The 16932-nt window shown below is 43.4% G+C and carries 14 protein-coding genes and 1 pseudogene; 8 read left to right on the forward strand and 7 right to left on the reverse strand.

Annotated elements, in window-relative coordinates; all coding sequences use genetic code 11:
* Window positions 1-230 precede the first annotated feature (230 nt).
* From B1L02_RS02920 to B1L02_RS02935, 4 genes are all read left to right on the forward strand, one after another.
* A complete protein-coding gene (locus B1L02_RS02920; RefSeq protein ID WP_088529853.1) occupies window positions 231-2534 on the forward strand; it encodes a TonB-dependent receptor in 2304 nt (767 codons plus the stop codon).
* Window positions 2535-2617: 83 nt separating this feature from the next.
* On the forward strand, window positions 2618-2917 hold the full coding sequence (locus B1L02_RS02925; RefSeq protein WP_088529854.1) for a hypothetical protein: 300 nt from the start codon (window positions 2618-2620) through the stop codon (window positions 2915-2917).
* A 27-nt stretch (window positions 2918-2944) separates the two neighbouring features.
* The gene (locus tag B1L02_RS02930) at window positions 2945-3598 is read left to right on the forward strand and encodes an HAD family hydrolase (protein ID WP_088529855.1); all 654 of its coding nucleotides are present in this window, start codon (window positions 2945-2947) and stop codon (window positions 3596-3598) included.
* 194 nt (window positions 3599-3792) lie between these two features.
* A complete protein-coding gene (locus B1L02_RS02935) occupies window positions 3793-4632 on the forward strand; it encodes a DNA ligase (protein WP_088529856.1) in 840 nt (279 codons plus the stop codon).
* 80 nt (window positions 4633-4712) lie between these two features.
* On the opposite strand, the gene yeiP is transcribed toward B1L02_RS02935, so the two are convergent.
* Both yeiP and B1L02_RS02945 read right to left on the reverse strand, forming a co-directional pair.
* Complete coding sequence (yeiP, locus tag B1L02_RS02940) at window positions 4713-5282, reverse strand: elongation factor P-like protein YeiP (protein ID WP_010606026.1); 570 nt, start codon at window positions 5280-5282, stop codon at window positions 4713-4715.
* 83 nt (window positions 5283-5365) lie between these two features.
* The gene (locus tag B1L02_RS02945; RefSeq protein WP_088529857.1) at window positions 5366-6697 is read right to left on the reverse strand and encodes a tetratricopeptide repeat protein; all 1332 of its coding nucleotides are present in this window, start codon (window positions 6695-6697) and stop codon (window positions 5366-5368) included.
* 1614 nt (window positions 6698-8311) lie between these two features.
* Between B1L02_RS02945 and B1L02_RS02950 the strand changes: the two genes are divergently transcribed.
* The 3 genes from B1L02_RS02950 (at window position 8312) to B1L02_RS02965 (ending at window position 10256) form a co-directional block, all read left to right on the forward strand.
* Window positions 8312-8716: a hypothetical protein gene (locus B1L02_RS02950; protein ID WP_151208252.1), complete on the forward strand. Its 405-nt coding sequence runs from the start codon at window positions 8312-8314 to the stop codon at window positions 8714-8716.
* Window positions 8717-8835: 119 nt separating this feature from the next.
* Window positions 8836-9564 carry a hypothetical protein gene (locus tag B1L02_RS02955; RefSeq protein ID WP_088529859.1) on the forward strand — a complete coding sequence of 243 codons (729 nt, stop codon included), beginning with the start codon at window positions 8836-8838 and terminating at the stop codon, window positions 9562-9564.
* A 326-nt stretch (window positions 9565-9890) separates the two neighbouring features.
* Complete coding sequence (locus tag B1L02_RS02965) at window positions 9891-10256, forward strand: hypothetical protein (protein WP_088529860.1); 366 nt, start codon at window positions 9891-9893, stop codon at window positions 10254-10256.
* 164 nt (window positions 10257-10420) lie between these two features.
* On the opposite strand, the pseudogene yghU reads toward B1L02_RS02965, so the two are convergent.
* From yghU to B1L02_RS02980, 3 genes and pseudogenes are all read right to left on the reverse strand, one after another.
* Window positions 10421-11292 (reverse strand): annotated as a pseudogene (gene yghU / locus B1L02_RS02970) (glutathione-dependent disulfide-bond oxidoreductase).
* Between the two features lie 209 nt (window positions 11293-11501).
* On the reverse strand, window positions 11502-13340 hold the full coding sequence (locus B1L02_RS02975) for a S8 family serine peptidase (protein ID WP_088529861.1): 1839 nt from the start codon (window positions 13338-13340) through the stop codon (window positions 11502-11504).
* Window positions 13341-13581: 241 nt separating this feature from the next.
* A complete protein-coding gene (locus B1L02_RS02980; protein ID WP_088529862.1) occupies window positions 13582-14760 on the reverse strand; it encodes a multidrug effflux MFS transporter in 1179 nt (392 codons plus the stop codon).
* Between the two features lie 163 nt (window positions 14761-14923).
* Between B1L02_RS02980 and B1L02_RS02985 the strand changes: the two genes are divergently transcribed.
* Window positions 14924-15394 carry a hotdog fold domain-containing protein gene (locus B1L02_RS02985; protein WP_088532231.1) on the forward strand — a complete coding sequence of 157 codons (471 nt, stop codon included), beginning with the start codon at window positions 14924-14926 and terminating at the stop codon, window positions 15392-15394.
* Here the strand turns inward: B1L02_RS02985 and B1L02_RS02990 are convergent.
* Together B1L02_RS02990 and B1L02_RS02995 are read right to left on the reverse strand one after the other, a co-directional pair.
* The gene (locus tag B1L02_RS02990; RefSeq protein ID WP_088532232.1) at window positions 15391-15786 is read right to left on the reverse strand and encodes a bactofilin family protein; all 396 of its coding nucleotides are present in this window, start codon (window positions 15784-15786) and stop codon (window positions 15391-15393) included. The two genes, B1L02_RS02985 and B1L02_RS02990, sit on opposite strands and share 4 nt — an antisense overlap.
* Before the next feature lie 37 nt (window positions 15787-15823).
* On the reverse strand, window positions 15824-16906 hold the full coding sequence (locus tag B1L02_RS02995) for a M23 family metallopeptidase (RefSeq protein ID WP_088529863.1): 1083 nt from the start codon (window positions 16904-16906) through the stop codon (window positions 15824-15826).
* Window positions 16907-16932: the final 26 nt, after the last annotated feature.

Genomic DNA, 16932 nt, shown 5'->3' on the forward strand with positions numbered 1-16932 from the left:
AAAGTTGCGAAAAAATTGATTTTTTAGTTCGGTTTATAAAGCAAAGTAGAATTTACCTGCTATAATTACCGCCGTCTCGTTCAGCCTTGCAAAGTTGTATCGCACTCTCAACTGTAAGGTCCGCGTTATCATATTCAAATCGCGAAAAATTGAACGTTCACGCCTAAGTGAAACGGCGCCCAAATTTTAAACCGTTGAACAAAGAGTGCACTAAAAGGTCGAAAACCAACATGAAAGCAATGAAAAGATCTACGTTAGCTACCCTTATTAATGCTACGTTGTTCTCTGCTGTGGCAGGTACTTCATTTTCTTCACTTGCTGAGGAAGAGCAAGCCAAAAAAAATCAACTAGAAGTTATTCAAATCACCGCTCGTAAACGTGTTGAAAACGCGCAGGAAGTGCCTGTGTCTGTGTCAGCGCTTCAAGGTGATAACTTGAATGCTTACAGCTCAGCGGGTATGGACATTCGCTTTATGAATGCGAAGATCCCAAGTTTATCGGTAGAATCTTCGTTTGGTCGTACTTTCCCACGTTTTTACGTACGTGGATTAGGTAACACTGACTTCGATCTAAATGCTTCTCAACCTGTATCTTTGGTTGTTGATGAAGTGGTTCAAGAAAACCCTATTCTAAAAGGCTTCCCTGTATTTGATATTTCACGTATTGAAGTATTACGAGGTCCTCAGGGCACGCTATTCGGTCGCAACACGCCAGCAGGTCTTGTTAAATTTGACACGGTGAAACCAAGCCAAGAGTTTGATGGCTATGCTGCTGTTTCTTATGGTAGCCGCGGTGCGGTAGACTTTGAAGGCGCAGTAGGCGGCTCAGTAACTGACCGTGTATCAACGCGTATTTCTGCATTGTGGCAGGAACAAGAAGATTATATCGATGTAAAAGCACCAGGCTTCGAAAAAGAAGATTCTCTAGGTGGTTACAGCGAGCAAGCCGTTCGTGTTCAATTCCTATATGAAGGCGATGATTTTAACGGCCTACTTAACTATCACTACCGTGATTTAGATGGTCGTCCAATTGCATTTCGTGCGAATCTAATCGAGAAAGGCACAAACAATATCAATCCATTGTACGACAACGATGTGGTTTATCACGATGCAGCTTCTCGTTCAACTCAGCAAGTAGAGACTCAAGGTTTGAGTTTAAAGCTTGAGTGGGACTTACCTGAGCATACAGTAACTTCAATCACGGCTTGGGAAAGTGCTGAAATCTATTCTCGTGCAGACGTTGATGGTGGTTACGGCCCAAATGATGCTGGCGTTTCAGGCCCAGGTTTGATTATTTTCACTTCTGAAACTGCAGATGTTATTCCAGAGCACAACCAGTATACGCAAGAGCTTCGTTTATCTAGTAACTTCTCAGGCGATTATAACTATCAGGTAGGTCTCTTCTTATTTGAAGAAGATCTGACGATTGAAAGCTACAGCTTCGATACGAATGGTTATGATGCTGCGTATGCCCAGTATGGCGTGCAAAACGGTTACGCTTACCAAGATCAAGATACATCGGCATGGGCGGTATTCGGCTCTTTTGATTACACCGTATCTGATGATTTAAAAGTAACTGCTGGTCTGCGTTATTCTGACGATGAGAAAGAGTTTTACGCTAAGCGTACTAAAAACCCGACACCTTGGAACGGCTCTCCTGACGTACTTGATGGCACCGCTAACCCAAGCGATAGCCACGTAAGCTGGGATTTAAGTGCCACTTATAAGCTAACTGATGACGTAAACTTGTTTGGTCGTCTTGCTAACGGCTTCCGTGCTCCAAGTGTTCAAGGCCGTATTTTGTTCGGTGATGAAGTAACTGTTGCTAAGTCAGAAACTACCAACTCGATTGAAGCAGGTATTAAGTCAGACGTACTTGATGGTCAAGGCCGCGTAAACGCGACGGTATTCTACTATCAGATGGACGACCAACAGCTAACGGCTGTAGGTGGCGGCTCAAACTTCAACCGTTTAGTGAATGCGGACAAGACTACCGGCTACGGCTTTGAGCTTGATACTGAGTGGGTGTTAACGGACGAGCTAAATGCGACGTTTAACCTAAGCTATAACAAAACGGAGTTGGAAGATAAAAACTTAGCTGTTGCGGTTTGTGCGCAGTGTACGGTCACGGATCCAACCTACATGGTTGAAGGTGCTAACGGCCCAGAAGCCCGTGCAATTTTGGACGGTAATAGCCTACCGCACGCACCTGAGTGGATCGCAAACGCAACGCTTCGCTATACAAAAGAGTTAGAGAATGGTGAGTTCTTCGTATATGGTGATATGTCTTACCGTAGCGAGGTCGACTTCTTCTTATACAAATCAGTAGAATTTGAAGGTGAAGCGTTATTTGAAACTGGTATTCGTTCAGGCTATTTGTGGTTCTCTGGTGACAACGAATACGAAGTATCGGCATTTGTTCGCAACCTATTCGACGAGCAGGTAGTTATTGGTGGTGTAGATTTCAATAACAATACCGGTATGTTGAACCAAGATCGCTTCATTGGTGCTGAATTCAAAGTGAAATTCTTCTAATTCACGCTACAGTGACTATAATAGCGTAACTAAAGCCCGCATTAAGCGGGCTTTTTAATGAAATTTTTATGTTAGGAGTGAATATGTCAGGTTTTTGGAATTATCGAGTGATATATTGTGAAGCAACAAAAGACGAAGCGGCTTTATATCAAATCCATGAAGTGGAATATAACTTAAATGGTAAGGTAACGAATTGGTCTGAAACAGGTGCTGCACCATTTGGGCGTACGTTGGAAGAGTTACAAGCGGACGCAGATAGGCTAAAGTCAGCTTTCGATAAGCCAATTTTAAAAGTGATTAGACAGCAGCGAGGCTATACATTAGTTGAAGTTGATAGCGGTGAAGAAGCCACCGCTGAGCCACCTGCAGGGATCAACGGTTAATTAATACAACCAAATTAAGGAGTGTAAATGCGTTTTCAGGCTGTTTTATTTGACTTTGACGGTACATTAGTTGATTCAGAAGCACTCCATTATCAAAGTTGGATGAAGGTGTTAGCCCCGTATCAAATTGATTATACGGAGCATGACTTTTGTGATGAATTCTCGGGTGTGCCAACACTCGAAGCCGCGCGTATACTGAAAGAAAGACACCAACTTGCGTCTTCTGCTCGCGATTTATGTGATGAAAAAAATGTCGTCTTTGTCTCAACTGCCGCTGAAGTACTCCCCAGATTAATGTATTTTGCAACGCAAGTGGTTGAACTAACCTCAAAGCGCTGTCCAATTGCACTCGTGACAGGAAGTAGTAGAGCAGAAGCACTTCCAGTTTTACGGCATTATCAGTTATTAGAGTTATTCTCTGTTATTGTGTGCAAAGATGATGTCGAACAGCCAAAGCCTCATCCAGAACCTTATCGCAAAGCGCTCGCCGCGCTAGACATTGCGCCACACGAAGCCGTGGCAATAGAAGACACCTGCACAGGGTTAACTTCGGCCAAAGAAGCGGGGTTAACCGCGGTTGTCGTGCCAAATATGCACTCTAATAAACAAGATTTAAGTCTTGCCGATCATTCATTTACTGATCTAGAAGCTGTCTTTCAATGGCTGTGCCCTGAAAGGTAATGCCAATTGGTATAAACAGGGGACTGTTAGTCAAAGCTTGTTCGATTTTACAAACGTTGATTCTTGTGTAATCTTTAAGTGTGAAATTTGTTAATTTTTAATATCGGTGAACTTAAATAACTTGGGCTCAGCTCCTGCCAACTGGTGTTAGTCCAAGTCGCTGGTATTAACTATCCACTGCAAAGGATTATGCTATGCGATATTTACCATGCTTATTATGTCTACTACTGTGTTTTTCCAATTTCCTTTATGGGAATGAAACCCACACAAAAATCCAGCTTGCTTCCGTATATCAAGGCGACGAAGATATTTCTAATTACCTTGTTAGTGAAAAATTTGATGGTGTTAGGGCCATTTGGGATGGCTCACAGCTGCGTACGCGTGGCGGTCATTTAATTAAGGCGCCTGACTGGTTTACGCAAGGGCTACCTGAGACATGGTTAGACGGCGAGTTGTGGGCTGGGTACAATAACTTCGCTTTTGTGAGCGCGATTGCGAGGCGCCATTTGCCTAACAATGAGCACTGGCGTCAAGTGACTTATTATGTATTTGACGCGCCAAATTCTGCAGAGATATTCTCCAAACGTCATGAGCGTTACTTAAGCCTACTAAGCCATATTGAGTTATCGCACATTAAACCCGTCAAGCAGCTATCATTTGGCTCCGTTAAGGCGTTAAACGATTATTATCATGCTGTCTTAAAGCGAGGCGGTGAAGGGGTTATTTTGCATGCTAAAAATGCCAAGCACGAAGATGGAAGAACAACCAACGTATTAAAATACAAGCCGTATCTTGACGACGAAGCCATCGTGATTAAGCATTTACCCGGTAAGGGAAAGTACCAAGGGATGATGGGATCGCTACTGGTGAGAGATGAACAAGGTATGGAGTTTAAAATTGGCTCGGGGTTTAGCGACGAAGAGCGCGCATCACCACCACCGATTGGTAGTCAAATTACCTATCGATACCAAGGATATACTAAGTTTGGTAAACCGCGTTTTGCGCGATTTTTAAGAGTAAGGCCAAAATTATAGAAAGCGACTACTGCAAAGAAAGTTTGGGGATTTTTAGACGATAGCGAGCACTACGGCTCGCTATCAAAAGTGCAATGGACTTATTCTGCACGGCCCATGAACTTAGATTCAGCAGTGTTGATCTTAATTTTGTCACCGCTTGAAATATGCTCAGGAACTTGAACAACAAGGCCAGTCGTTAATGTCGCAGGCTTTGTTCTAGCGCTAGCAGATGCGCCCTTGATTGAAGGAGAGGTATCTTCAATCACAAGCTCTACGCTTGAAGGTAAGTCGATAGAAACAGGCATGCCCTGAACCACGACGATAGATAAACCTTTAGTTGATTCATCGATAAACAATAATTGCTCAGCAATAGACTCTTTATTTAGATGGTATGGCGTGTAGTCTTCATCATCCATAAACACATATTCATCACCATCTACATATGAAAGCATTGCAGGGCGACGGTTAAGATCTGCAAGTGTCAGCATCTCTTCCGCTTTAAAAGTCTCATCTACTTTAGAGTTATCTACTACATCGTACATACGCATACGGTATAGGCTACCACCAGCGCGACCTTGTGGTACTGAGCGCTCAATGTCACGAACAATCATTACGCGGCCGTTATACTCGATCGCGGCATGTTTTTTTATTTCACTTGCCTTTGGCATAGCTTAATTCCTAATACAAATAAAGTTGGCACAATATAATCATTTTTCGGCTTTTTGGCGAGTTTCAAAACTCATTCTGAGCCTCAAATACCGTATAAAGTCGTCATTTCTGAGTACTTGATCCCAAAGTGCTGGTCAAACCAACGGTTGATATAGTCATGCTCGGGCTCAAGCTTGGCACAGCGCAGAATATTTTCGCCTTTATCGGTGCCAAGTGCCTGCCCACAGTAATTTTGCTTCCAAGTTAGTGTAAGATCTTGAGAGAATTTTTTGAGTAATTCGTCAAAGGTCTTTTCTGTTAACTGTGAAAGATTGAGAAAGTCGGGAGACAGCGGGGTGATATCAAGTTGCTCAAAATCAGCCTGATGCGCACGGGTTTTATTATGCTTACTATCGCTTGCACTACCTTTGATATAACGATGGGCTAAACTCGCCTCATAATTAACGTTGATATCAAATTTCTCATCGTAGATGGTCACCGGGTAAGTGAACTCTCTTGTGACTTCTACAGTGTGCGTCTTATCTGAGTTATTTGGGTCTGGTCGTTCAACTTCCTGTTGATAATGCTTACGTTGAATATATTGATTGCTAGTGCGGTAATAGTCTGCATCTGCATATAACTCTAATGAAAGCTGTTGACTGCCATCACTATCAAACCAGAGGCTATTATTAAATGCCGTATTTAGGCTTGAGATAAATGCGCCATATTGTCCTCTGATTGAGTTGCCAAAGCGCAAGCCAATATCGACACGATCTCGTATGTTCATCGCAAAATAACGACTTTTATCTTGGTTATCTACACGTAAACGTTTTGGAGTTTGCCACGCTAAACAGTATTTTTCCGTGAAACTTTTTAAATAGAAGCGCTGCCCGCTGACCTGTCCTGCAAGTTCATCACACTTTTTCTGCGCTTGCGTTCTTAGCGTGTCATAGTGGGTGCTCATGGCGCTTGCTAATTGTGCATTGCTGATCAGATGGCGATAGTTATGTTCAAACAGCTTAAACTTGTCGGGGTAGGGCGTGTTTGAAAGTGAACGGGCTTCATCGAGTAGCCATTGCCTCGCGTAATCCAGTTCTTCTCTTTGGGTGTTTGCCATCGCGCCAGTCGGCTTCATTTGCCATTGTGCTTGGTTCTCTACGATTTCTTCTAGCCTAGTTGCAGCGGCGGTGTAGTTATTTGCTAAGCGCAGCATACGGACATCGATAAGACCTTTATCTATCAGCTTATCTCGCGCCAGTGTTAAACCTTGTTTCGCTTCAAGATCCTCAGGATCTTCCACGAGTGCTTGTGAATAATACTCAGCAGCTTGGCGGTACATTCCCGCTTCGTAAAGTTTATTACCTTTATAAACCAGCGATTTACAGCCGCTAATAGCAGCCAATATTGCAATGATGATGGCGGTTTTCTTGATCATAATATCATTCCATTCGCGCAAAAAGTTCCATAAGCACAGTTATTGATTTTAGTATCCATTCGCTTCACGTACAGGCGCACCCGTTCCTAAGCTTTTAACAGGCTTATAATACAGGGTTCTGGCGAAATCTACATCACTGAATTGTTAAGATTTTGTTTTGGGAGGTATTGAATCATTATGCTCAAAATAACCTCAATCGACAAAGTCGCTAGGGGTTAACACATAGCCGAAAAGAAAAGCAGAAAAAGGATAGCAATCTTTGGAATCTCGCTGTGTTGGTTTGTTGTCCTCCTGACTGATTTCGACGCCCATCCATGGGCTACGACATACTTTTCTTTGATGCCCAAAGAACAAGTAAGCAAAAGAAAGGGCACTCCCAACATCACACTGACTCCTCAAGCAAATTGCCAATATGAACGTCACCGCTGTGTAAGGGCCATCCTTGGCCCTGTCACCGCTTTTCACGCATCCATGCGTTGAAATGACTCATTGGCAATTTACTTTCGGGTGTGATGAGGGAGACACAAGGCGCTGATAAATTCTTGTGGTGCTTGTAAGCGACTTAGCTGCTTTTAAAAGAAAAACCAGGACGCACGGTCAATACCACACTAGAAAAGCATAACTTCTCGGCGGGTGAACCACCTCCCACAAAACGATTTAGACTGTTAATTAGGTGCTCACTCGGATCGTTTTTGTGGTGCTTGTAAGCAACTTAATCATAAAAGCCGTAGAAGATCTTGAAAGCAACTTATTCCCCCTCCATCACACCCGAAAAGCATAATTCGATATGCAATGTGCCGACAGGATGTCGGCCAAGTCTTGTCATGCACAAGGACGTGCCTTACAAGACGGTTGCGATACCAATTGCATTAGGTAAATGAGCAATTTGAAGCGGAGAAATAGCTTTAGTAGCTAGGCAAAAATTTTGCTATTTAGTTGTTCTAAATGAGAAATTTTTAACGACGCTAATATGGTATTTCACCCTTCAAATTGATTGGAGACTTAGTGCAATTGGTATTATATATCGGCTTAGGGTTTGAGGATTGAGTGTGATGCTGGGGCGACGTTTTCTTGGTTCGCTCGATCGCGTCGTTTAAAAAGAATGAACGAGAGGCGCATGGATGCGCTTTGATACGAGCCATGGAGGGTAAGGCTAATATGTCCTCCTGACGGATTTCGACGCCCATCCATGGGCTACGACTATCTTTTCTTTGCTTGCCCAAAGAAAAGGTAGCAAAAGAAAGGGCACTCCCAACATCACACTGACTCCTCAAGTAAATTGCCAATATGAACGTCACCGCTGTGTAAGGGACATCCCAGTCCCTGTCACAGCTTTTCACGCATCCATGCGTTGAAATGACTCATTGGCAATTTACTTTCGGGTGTGATGAGGGAGGAAAACGGTGCTGATAGTGTTGTTTGGTGCTTGCAGGCAAATTTGCTGCTTTGAGAGGAAAACTAGAATTAACAAGTAGAGCTATTTCCCCCATATTCAAGAAATTGCGAAAGTTGCGCATTTTTATCTTTCTCAAAAAATCGTAACTTGAACTTTTAATAATGTTGGCCATGAGTTATCAATTTTGTTAAAACTAAACCAATCATAAAAGTGCGCGATTGCAAATCAGAAATATGCGCGATTTGCGCACTATTAAAATGTTAGGTGAATCTTTGATTTCGTGGAAAGTTGCTAATATTGAAGAAAGTCCAAGTCATTGGCATTTTCCTTCATTTGAAATTCAAGAGTATTTATTGCCACTAATTAACGTTGGCGCGCAGACTTTTGATGAATATGGACGAACAGAATACGAACTAGAAGATTGTCGCCGTCTGTTAAATACAATTGCGTTCGCTAGAGAAACTTTAAGTTTAATGTCTAAAGAAACCATCCGATATGAAACTATTCATGATGGGTTAGCGTCATTAAACAAAAATGAGCTTTTGAATACATTGGACATGTTAGTTAAATCAGCGAAATTAGCATTAAAACAAGAAAGTAATTTGGTGTTCTACGGTGATTGATTCACCTAACAAACGCATTAAAAATGGACGCCTAACAGTTGGCTGGCGCTCATTCTTCGCTGAGTTTAGCCAACTGTTATCCGCCACTTATGCGGGACGTTAAATTCAGGGAGCCAGATTTGAAATCAATAGTGACATTCATACTTTTGAGTATCTTAAGCTCTTCGGGTATAGCGGATGAAATATCTGATGAGATGAGTAAGCGTGGTTACATAGAAAGCGAAGTTCCAGAAGTTGGTTCTGAGGAATGGTCGCTAGCGAATAGAAGCTTTCCTTCGCGCCATGTAGCACTAGATGAGTCGTTGGTAATAAGTAGCGACGATGAAGAACAGACGAACTTGGTGTTTGATGCAGGTACAGTTAAGTATGTAGGTATTGATCACGGAGAATTTGGAGGCGGCTTGTACCTGAATGAATATAAGCAAAATGAAAAACCTTTTTTCAGTGCTAATATTCGGGCTCTCGTCCCCATAAATGGAGATCTTTACATTATCTCTGGTTTGGCACATATGAGTTTTAGCGGGGGAGCTATACACGTAATTAGGGATTATAGAAATCCATCTACACCCATACAGATTACATTATTGCCCGATGCTCCTGAAGCAATCACTATTGAGGATTCCTGGCGAGGTGCCAAGAAAATTGTAATTGCTGGTCATTCAAGCCTGATGGAATTTACCCCGGATACCGATTTTGAAATTGTAGTTTTCAATGCTTTTTGGGGTAGCCTCTACCCTACATCTATCGTTCAATACAAGAAAAGCTACTACATAGGTATTCGTTCGGGGGTCGCTGTTGTTACTCCTGAATTTGGAAGGGCGAAGGTGAGGTACTTCGTTGCAAAATAAATTTAACAAACCGCTGCACGCCGACACATACTGCTACGCTCGTTTTTGTATGTCGCTGCGCGCCATTTTACACAAAAACGCTCTTCGCAGTACGTGCGGGTGAGCGGGGCGTTGTTTCAAAGATAATTTAGGTGAAATGTCCAGAACTAGAAACATCTCGGTTAATTCTTAATAAGCTATCAAGAGATAACAGTCTTGCTTTGTTAGCTATTTTTTCTGACGAAAACGTTGTGAAGTTTTACGATATTGAAGCATATAAAACTGAACAGCAATCATTAGAACTGATAGACTATTTTCAATAGTCGCTTCTCCGAAGTAGGTAATCAATGACACGTATGCTGACAATCTATCTACTTGCCTCGTGGGGTTGTACTGGTTTAGCTTGGATCAACGGCGCAATTCTTTTATGGGATGGTTTTGAGAATGCAGAGTATTGGGTTATTACTTTCGCGGTCGCACTGCTTTTTGGCTTGATCGGCGGCACCGTTTTTGGGGTGGAAAGAAGTTTGCGTAGAATCTACCGATGTTCCGACAATATTTCAGAGGAACAGGCGGGGTCAAAATCTTCCAGTGCTTGGACATTACTCTATGTATGTCTTATTTTCGGAACGCTTCTTATAGGTGTGATAATGGGAAGCGGTTTAGTCGCTATCGTCGGAAGATTACAAAGTGGATTTCATATCTTTGGGTAAATTCTAATGCAGGTGTGTTCTATGTTCTAATAAGAAAATGCTGATCAAAGTGCTAACACCATTCTTTTCTGACATACAGACAATCGGGTTTGATTAAATCTAATTAATCAAACCCGAAAGTTAAAGCTAACCCTTATTAAACCAAGAATTAAACCAAGGTAAGGTTACGGCTCTAGTTTGTCTTGGATGCTGGTATCAAAGTCGCTGGCGTCGTGTCTTTCATGAAGCTGCTCATGAGGTTCTCCCCATGTTTTATTTACCATTTTTCCGCGTTTGACCGCTTCTCTTGAGGCGATGAGTCCAGCCCAGCGGATCACGTGTTCATATCCATTGACGTCTAAAAACTCTGCCGCGTCATATAGGTGTCCTTGGGCTAGCACGCCATACCACGGCCAGATTGCCATATCAGCGATAGTGTATTCATCGCCACAAATATAATCTCTCGTGGCTAGGTGTTGATTCAGTAAATCCAGTTGGCGCTTCACTTCCATCGTGTAGCGGTTGATTGGATATTCGTAGTGCTCTGGTGCGTAGGCATAGAAGTGACCAAATCCACCACCAAGTAGTGGCGCAGCCCCCATTTGCCAAAATAACCAGTTGAGGCATTCCGTGCGTTTTGTGGGATCTTGAGGAATGAACTTTTGGAACTTTTCAGCTAAATAAAGCAAAATTGAGCCAGATTCAAAGATTTTGGTTGGTTCATTGGTGCTGGTATCTAATAGCGCGGGATCTTAGAATTTGGATTAAGTGCAACAAACCCTGAGCTAAATTGCTCACCTTCCATGATATTAATTAAAAAGGCATCGTATTCAGCTTCTTTTACCCCGGCTGCTAGAAGCTCTTCTAGCAAGATAGTCACTTTCACGCCGTTTGGGGTCGCGAGGGAGTAGAGTTGTAACGGGTGTTTGCCTTGCGGTAGGGACTTTTCGAATCTTGCGCCTGCAGTAGGGCGGTTGATATTCGCGAATTTACTACCATCGCCACTTTGCCATGGCCACTGCCAAACTTTAGGTGGGGTATAACCCGATGTACTCATTTCATGAACTCCTTCTGTGACTGTCCAACTCCATTATAGAGTGTAGAAGTGAAATGGAAATGAACAAATCTCTATGGTCATAGGCTTACCCGCTTTATCCAGATCTTAAGAGAGGTAGCCGAACAAGCTCTCAACAAAAGATGGGGGGAGTAGTAGAATAAAAAAATGCCGATTAAAAGACCGGCATTCTTGAATTGGTTGGTTGGGAGTTAAAACACAACAGTTTGTGTTGCTGAACAGGTCGCAGTGCTACCTTGTTCGCACACTTGGTAGCCGTATGTACCGCCGCCTTTAACACTGATGCTGTCTGTATGACTATTATCATTGCTAGTTGTGACAATTTTACTACCGTTACGATAAATATCGACTTGTGACGTGCTTGCACCGTTCCAGCTTAAGTCAACATAACTGTTACCTTTTTGCTTATAACCTGAAGCTGAAAGCTCAACGCTTGTTGTGTTATCACCGCCACCTGAACCTGTACCACCGCCAGCACAACCATTAGCTGTTAAGTAAGCGCTCGCATCTGCTGCTTTAACGATACCGTAACCAAAGTACACGTCTTTACCTGCAGCGCCAGCATCTGCTGCGGTTGCTTTTAATGCACTACGGATTTCTTCACCAGTACACTCTGGGTGGTTAGACCATACCAATGCTGCAAGACCTGCAACAGCAGGAGTTGCCATTGATGTGCCGCTCATTAAGCCATAATCACTCGTACCAATGCTGATGTTCGCGTTTGTAGCGGCCATCAACGCTGTGCGATCTTCAAATGCAGCGCCAACCGCTGGGATTGATGTGCTGTTAGTATCACCTAAAGTGCCGTATAGCATGCCTGCTTCATTATTTACGATAATCGCGCCGATACCACCAGATGCTTCACAGTTTGCTACTTTATCGTGGAATGAAACATTACCACGGTCAATTAAACACACCTTACCGTTTGCAGCGCCATCGGTTGCTTCAGCTGTACCCATAAAGTAAAGCGAGCCTGAAGCGTTACCACTGTTTTCCATTGCTGAACTTGCAAACGCCGCACCGTCAGCGGTCATGCTTGAAGAAGTAGCCATGTCTGCTGGATAAGTTGAAAGTGTATCAACACCACCTGCAGTTACCTCTACACAAATGTGCTCGTCGTTAGTCGCGCGTTTTCCACGACCAGAAGTACAGCTTGGATACTGAGAAAAGTCTGCAATTTGATTATCCGCATCGTTTGCGCCGATCATCATTACTGAAGGATAGCCTGCAGGGTATGAACGAACATTGTTGCCATCGTTACCAGCTGCTGCAACCACTAGGCCACCCGCATTACGGAAGTTTTCAAATGCGTTTGACTCTGTATTGTTTGAGCCACCACCGCCCAAACTCATATTGATGATGTTTGCACCGGCTTGTGAGCATAGGTTTGCTGCATGAGCAAGGTCAGAAGAGTAGCCCCAGCCTTCTGCATTAAATACTTTAATTATGTGCATTGGCACGCCAGGTGCCATGCCGATAACACCAATATTATTGTCAGCAGCACCGATAGTACCGGCTACGTGTGTGCCGTGTGGGCCACCATTTTCATACCAATTACCTGTGCCGCTGTCATTATCACCAGTGATATTACCCCAAATGAAATCAGGGTTTGATTGGTCAAGACCTGAGTCAATCACACATACTTTCATGCCTGCATTGGCATCGAAAGTAAGTTGATCAGCTTGTGATTGGTAAACTGCATAAGGCGTAACCTGTTGCTGCATTGGGTTACCTGCGTCGTCGTTATAAATCCCCAGTGGGTAACGCTTTTGGTCTGCTTCAACGAGTTTGATGTGTGGGTTGTTTAATAAGCCCTTTACTTGACTAAGATCTTTGCCTGTAAAAGTTGCAGCGAAGAAGCCATCGCCATCAACGTGCAGCTCAGCGCCAAGCTTTTTAGCAAGTGCTTTTACGACGCCTTTTTTCGAATTGTCGACCTGAATGATGTATCGATCGTCAGATGCCTGTGCTTGTGACATAGCGCAAGCGCCAGCGATGAGTAGTGCCCCAGTTAACTTGTTTAATTTCATTGTTATTTTCTCAGTTACATTGCGTGAATATTGTTGTTAATAAAAACTAACAACTTCTTAACGGTGGTTAGCATATAACCAATAACAAGAACTCGTAAAGAGTAAATTATACAGTTTTGTGGAGTTAATAAGAATATTTAATTACTTTGATATAATGTATGGTTATGACAGGACGTCTAACCATACACCGTAGTTATTAATAAAGGAACTGTACTGATAATTGCTATTATATAAATTCTAATTAAGCTGCACTGTGAAGCTGGTGACGGTGCTTCGTAGCCAGCAATAGCAAGAAAGGTAGTGCGAGTAATAAGTGCAACGCGAGTTGCATTGGGGCATCCAATGCTAATGGTTGTGTCATGGTTGCAAGTATCCCTGCGCCACTCATCTGTAGTACCCCAATCAGCGCTGAAGCCGTCCCAGCTTGTTTAGCAAACCCAGATAACGCTTTACCAGCCGCGGCTCCAATCGTAAATGCAAAGCCGACTGATGCCATATACATAGGCAGTACAAAGTGCGCTATTTCAGTTTGTGGCAAAGCTAGTAACAACAGGCCGCTAAAGCTAAAAACAGCGAGGCCAAAGGTGAGTGACTTCTGGCTATTACGCTTGATGAAGTGGGGAGCAATAAAACTTGCGACAATACTCAGCACCGCATTGCCAGTAAACCAAAATGTGAAGTCGGAAACACTGCCGCCCATTTTTGCCATGATCCACCCCGGAGCCGAAATCACAAATACCAGCATTGCAGCCATACCAAGCATAGCTAAGGCGGCATTGTATATGAAAGTCGAGCTACTGAGCATCGGCTTAAAACGTCTCAAATCTAGGATATGACCACTGTAATGCGTATCTTCGGGGCGAGTCTCTTTATAGATAAGAGAAACCAAAACGAGGCCAACAACGGCAAAGCCAAACAAAAAGCTAAAATTACTCTGCCAGCCAAACTCGACGGTTAACCACGCACCTAAAATAGGCGCTAATGCTGGGATAAAACATACAATACCATTGAGGTAAGTGATCATTTGGCCACTGCCTTTGTGTCCAAAGCTATCACGAACAATAGCAAAAGCGCTGACGAAAGTGGCGCAAGCGCCCAGACCTTGTAGCACTCGAGCTACCATCATGAGTGGCCAAGTGGAGACAGTGCTTGCCATCGCGGCACCAAGCGCAAACAAAATTATTCCAACCAGTGCAACCGGCTTACGGCCATATTTATCCGCAAGCGGACCCGCTATCAATTGTCCAAGACCCACAGCTAACATATAAATACTCACGGTTTGCTGAATTTGGCTTTCCGATACTTGAAGGCTGGTCTGCATATCCACAAATGCAGGCAGATAGAGATCGATACCTAACGGGCAAAAGATAACAAGTAAAGCGAGAATAAAAATCAGTGCTTTCGAATTTGATTGGGTCATGGCGTCTCCTTTTGGCCGTTATTGTATTGTGGAGAATGAGAAAAGACAGGACAAAGCGCCGATTTAGCAAATTTTTAAGATATTTTATTCGCTGATAATTGTAGGCGGTTGATTAACTGGTCAGATGTGTTAATTTTAAGCAAAATTATTTTAGATGAATCTTATGTCTGCACCACTTTTAAAAATTTATAAAAGGATAAGTTGGTTGCCATTTGGCAAATGGATGTTTAGTAAGGCGGTATGTCGTAAGGCCCCTTATTTTGGCACCATCAAGCCAAAAATCACGCAATTGAAGCCCGGCGTTTGTAGGGCGACTATTCGTAACCGTAAAGCTATTCATAACCACATAGGTACAGTTCACGCGATTGCACAGTGTAATCTTGCGGAGTTGTGTGCCGGAGTTATGACGGACGCAACCATCGACCATAAAACCCATCGCTGGATCCCAAAGGGAATGTCCGTGCAATATTTAGCTAAAGCCGAGACCGATCTGCATGCCGTGGCGCAAATAGAATACCCGCGACCATGGCAAGATAAAGAAGAGCTAGTTGTTCCGGTGGAAGTTTTTAATACTGCGGGAGAGAAGGTATTTCACGCCGACATTAACATGTATATCAGCGCGAAAAGATCTTAATGATTTATGGTTTGATCGTCAGCAGAATCGATTGGTGTGACGTTATTGGCTCGCTCGTTACGGTGTGTTAGCTTGCCATCAACATGCGCACCAGCTTCAATCGTTAAGGTTTCGTGTTCGATGTTGCCAAGCACTTGAGCGCTAGGGAGCAGCGTGACTTGTTTGGCTTGAATATCACCTTCCACACGGCCTAATATCGTCAGTTCATTGGCTTGAATATGACCTTGTACTAGACCTTTACTGCCGATGATCAGCTTTTCTATATCGAGGTTGCCATGGACAGTACCATCTAATTGCAGTTCACCTTCGCAGACAATATCGCCGGTGATTCTAGTGCTTTGAGCAATAATGGCCGGAACGTCATTTCGTTGGTTTTTGAAAGAGTTAAACACGAATGCCTCGCTACCGCAGCGCAATTGCAATTATATGTTACTTATTGAATGCGCGAGCGATTTTAATTGGGTTTAGGTGTTTTTTACCTTGAATCACTTCATAGTGCAAGTGTGTCGCCGTACTTCTTCCTGTGCTGCCCATTAATGCAATTACATCACCTTTATTGATTTGTTGACCCGCTTTCACTTTGATGGTGTGAAGATGACCATAGCGTGTGGTGATATTATTGGCATGCTCAATTTCGATAAAGTTGCCATAGCCGCCATTTTTCCCCGCTCGCTTAACAGTGCCAGAAGCTGGAGCTACGATCTGTGTTTTGTGCCAGCCTGCGAGATCGATACCTTTATGATAGGCACGGCGGCCAGTGATTGGGTCTTTACGAAAACCAAAAGCGCTGGAGACATAATATTTTTCCTGAGCGACAGGCAATGTATCTGGCAGTTGTCCGATCATAGTCGATAACTGTGCATAAACTGCGTATTGGTCAATGGCATTAATAAAGCTGGCTTCTACCAATTCTAAGTCGGCTTGGAAGTAGGGACCACCTTGGGCTTCTGAGAAGTCAGATGATAATTGTAATCCCGCACTGTCGATTGATTCTTGCATCGCCGCAATTTCAGCGCCGAACGATTGTCCAAGTTGTTCGCTGAGCTGTCGTTGTTGGATGAGTAGGAGACTGGCTTGGGGAGCAAATTCGGTTGTGGTACTCGGTTGAGCGCCGTCGATGTCTGTCGGTGTTTCTTCTAGCTCACCTTCCACTGCGCTGTCGTCAGTTGTTTGGGTCGAGTCAACCAGAGACTCAAGCACACTGTGCTGCTGTGACAGTTGGTCAAGCATGCCTTTTTGCTGCGCTAATTGTGCTTGAAGTTGTGACTTTTCTGTTTGCCACTTGGCTTGTAGCTGCGCTAAGTTTTGTTGCTCTTTAGTGAGCTTATCACCATTTTCTTGTAATTTAAGTGAGGCATTGGCTATCCAAATAGCGACAGCAAGCAAAATCAAAATCGAGCAAGCTTGAACCCAAGATGGCAATTTTAGCATCTTGACAGTTGCGTCTTGACGAACAATTAATTGAGTCGGCTTAAACAGCTTTAGATATAGGCGCTTGAGTACTTGCAACATTCAACCCCAGATTTAAATCAGCGCTA

Origin of the sequence: Pseudoalteromonas piscicida (assembly GCF_002208135.1) — a bacterium.
GTDB lineage: Bacteria > Pseudomonadota > Gammaproteobacteria > Enterobacterales > Alteromonadaceae > Pseudoalteromonas > Pseudoalteromonas piscicida_A.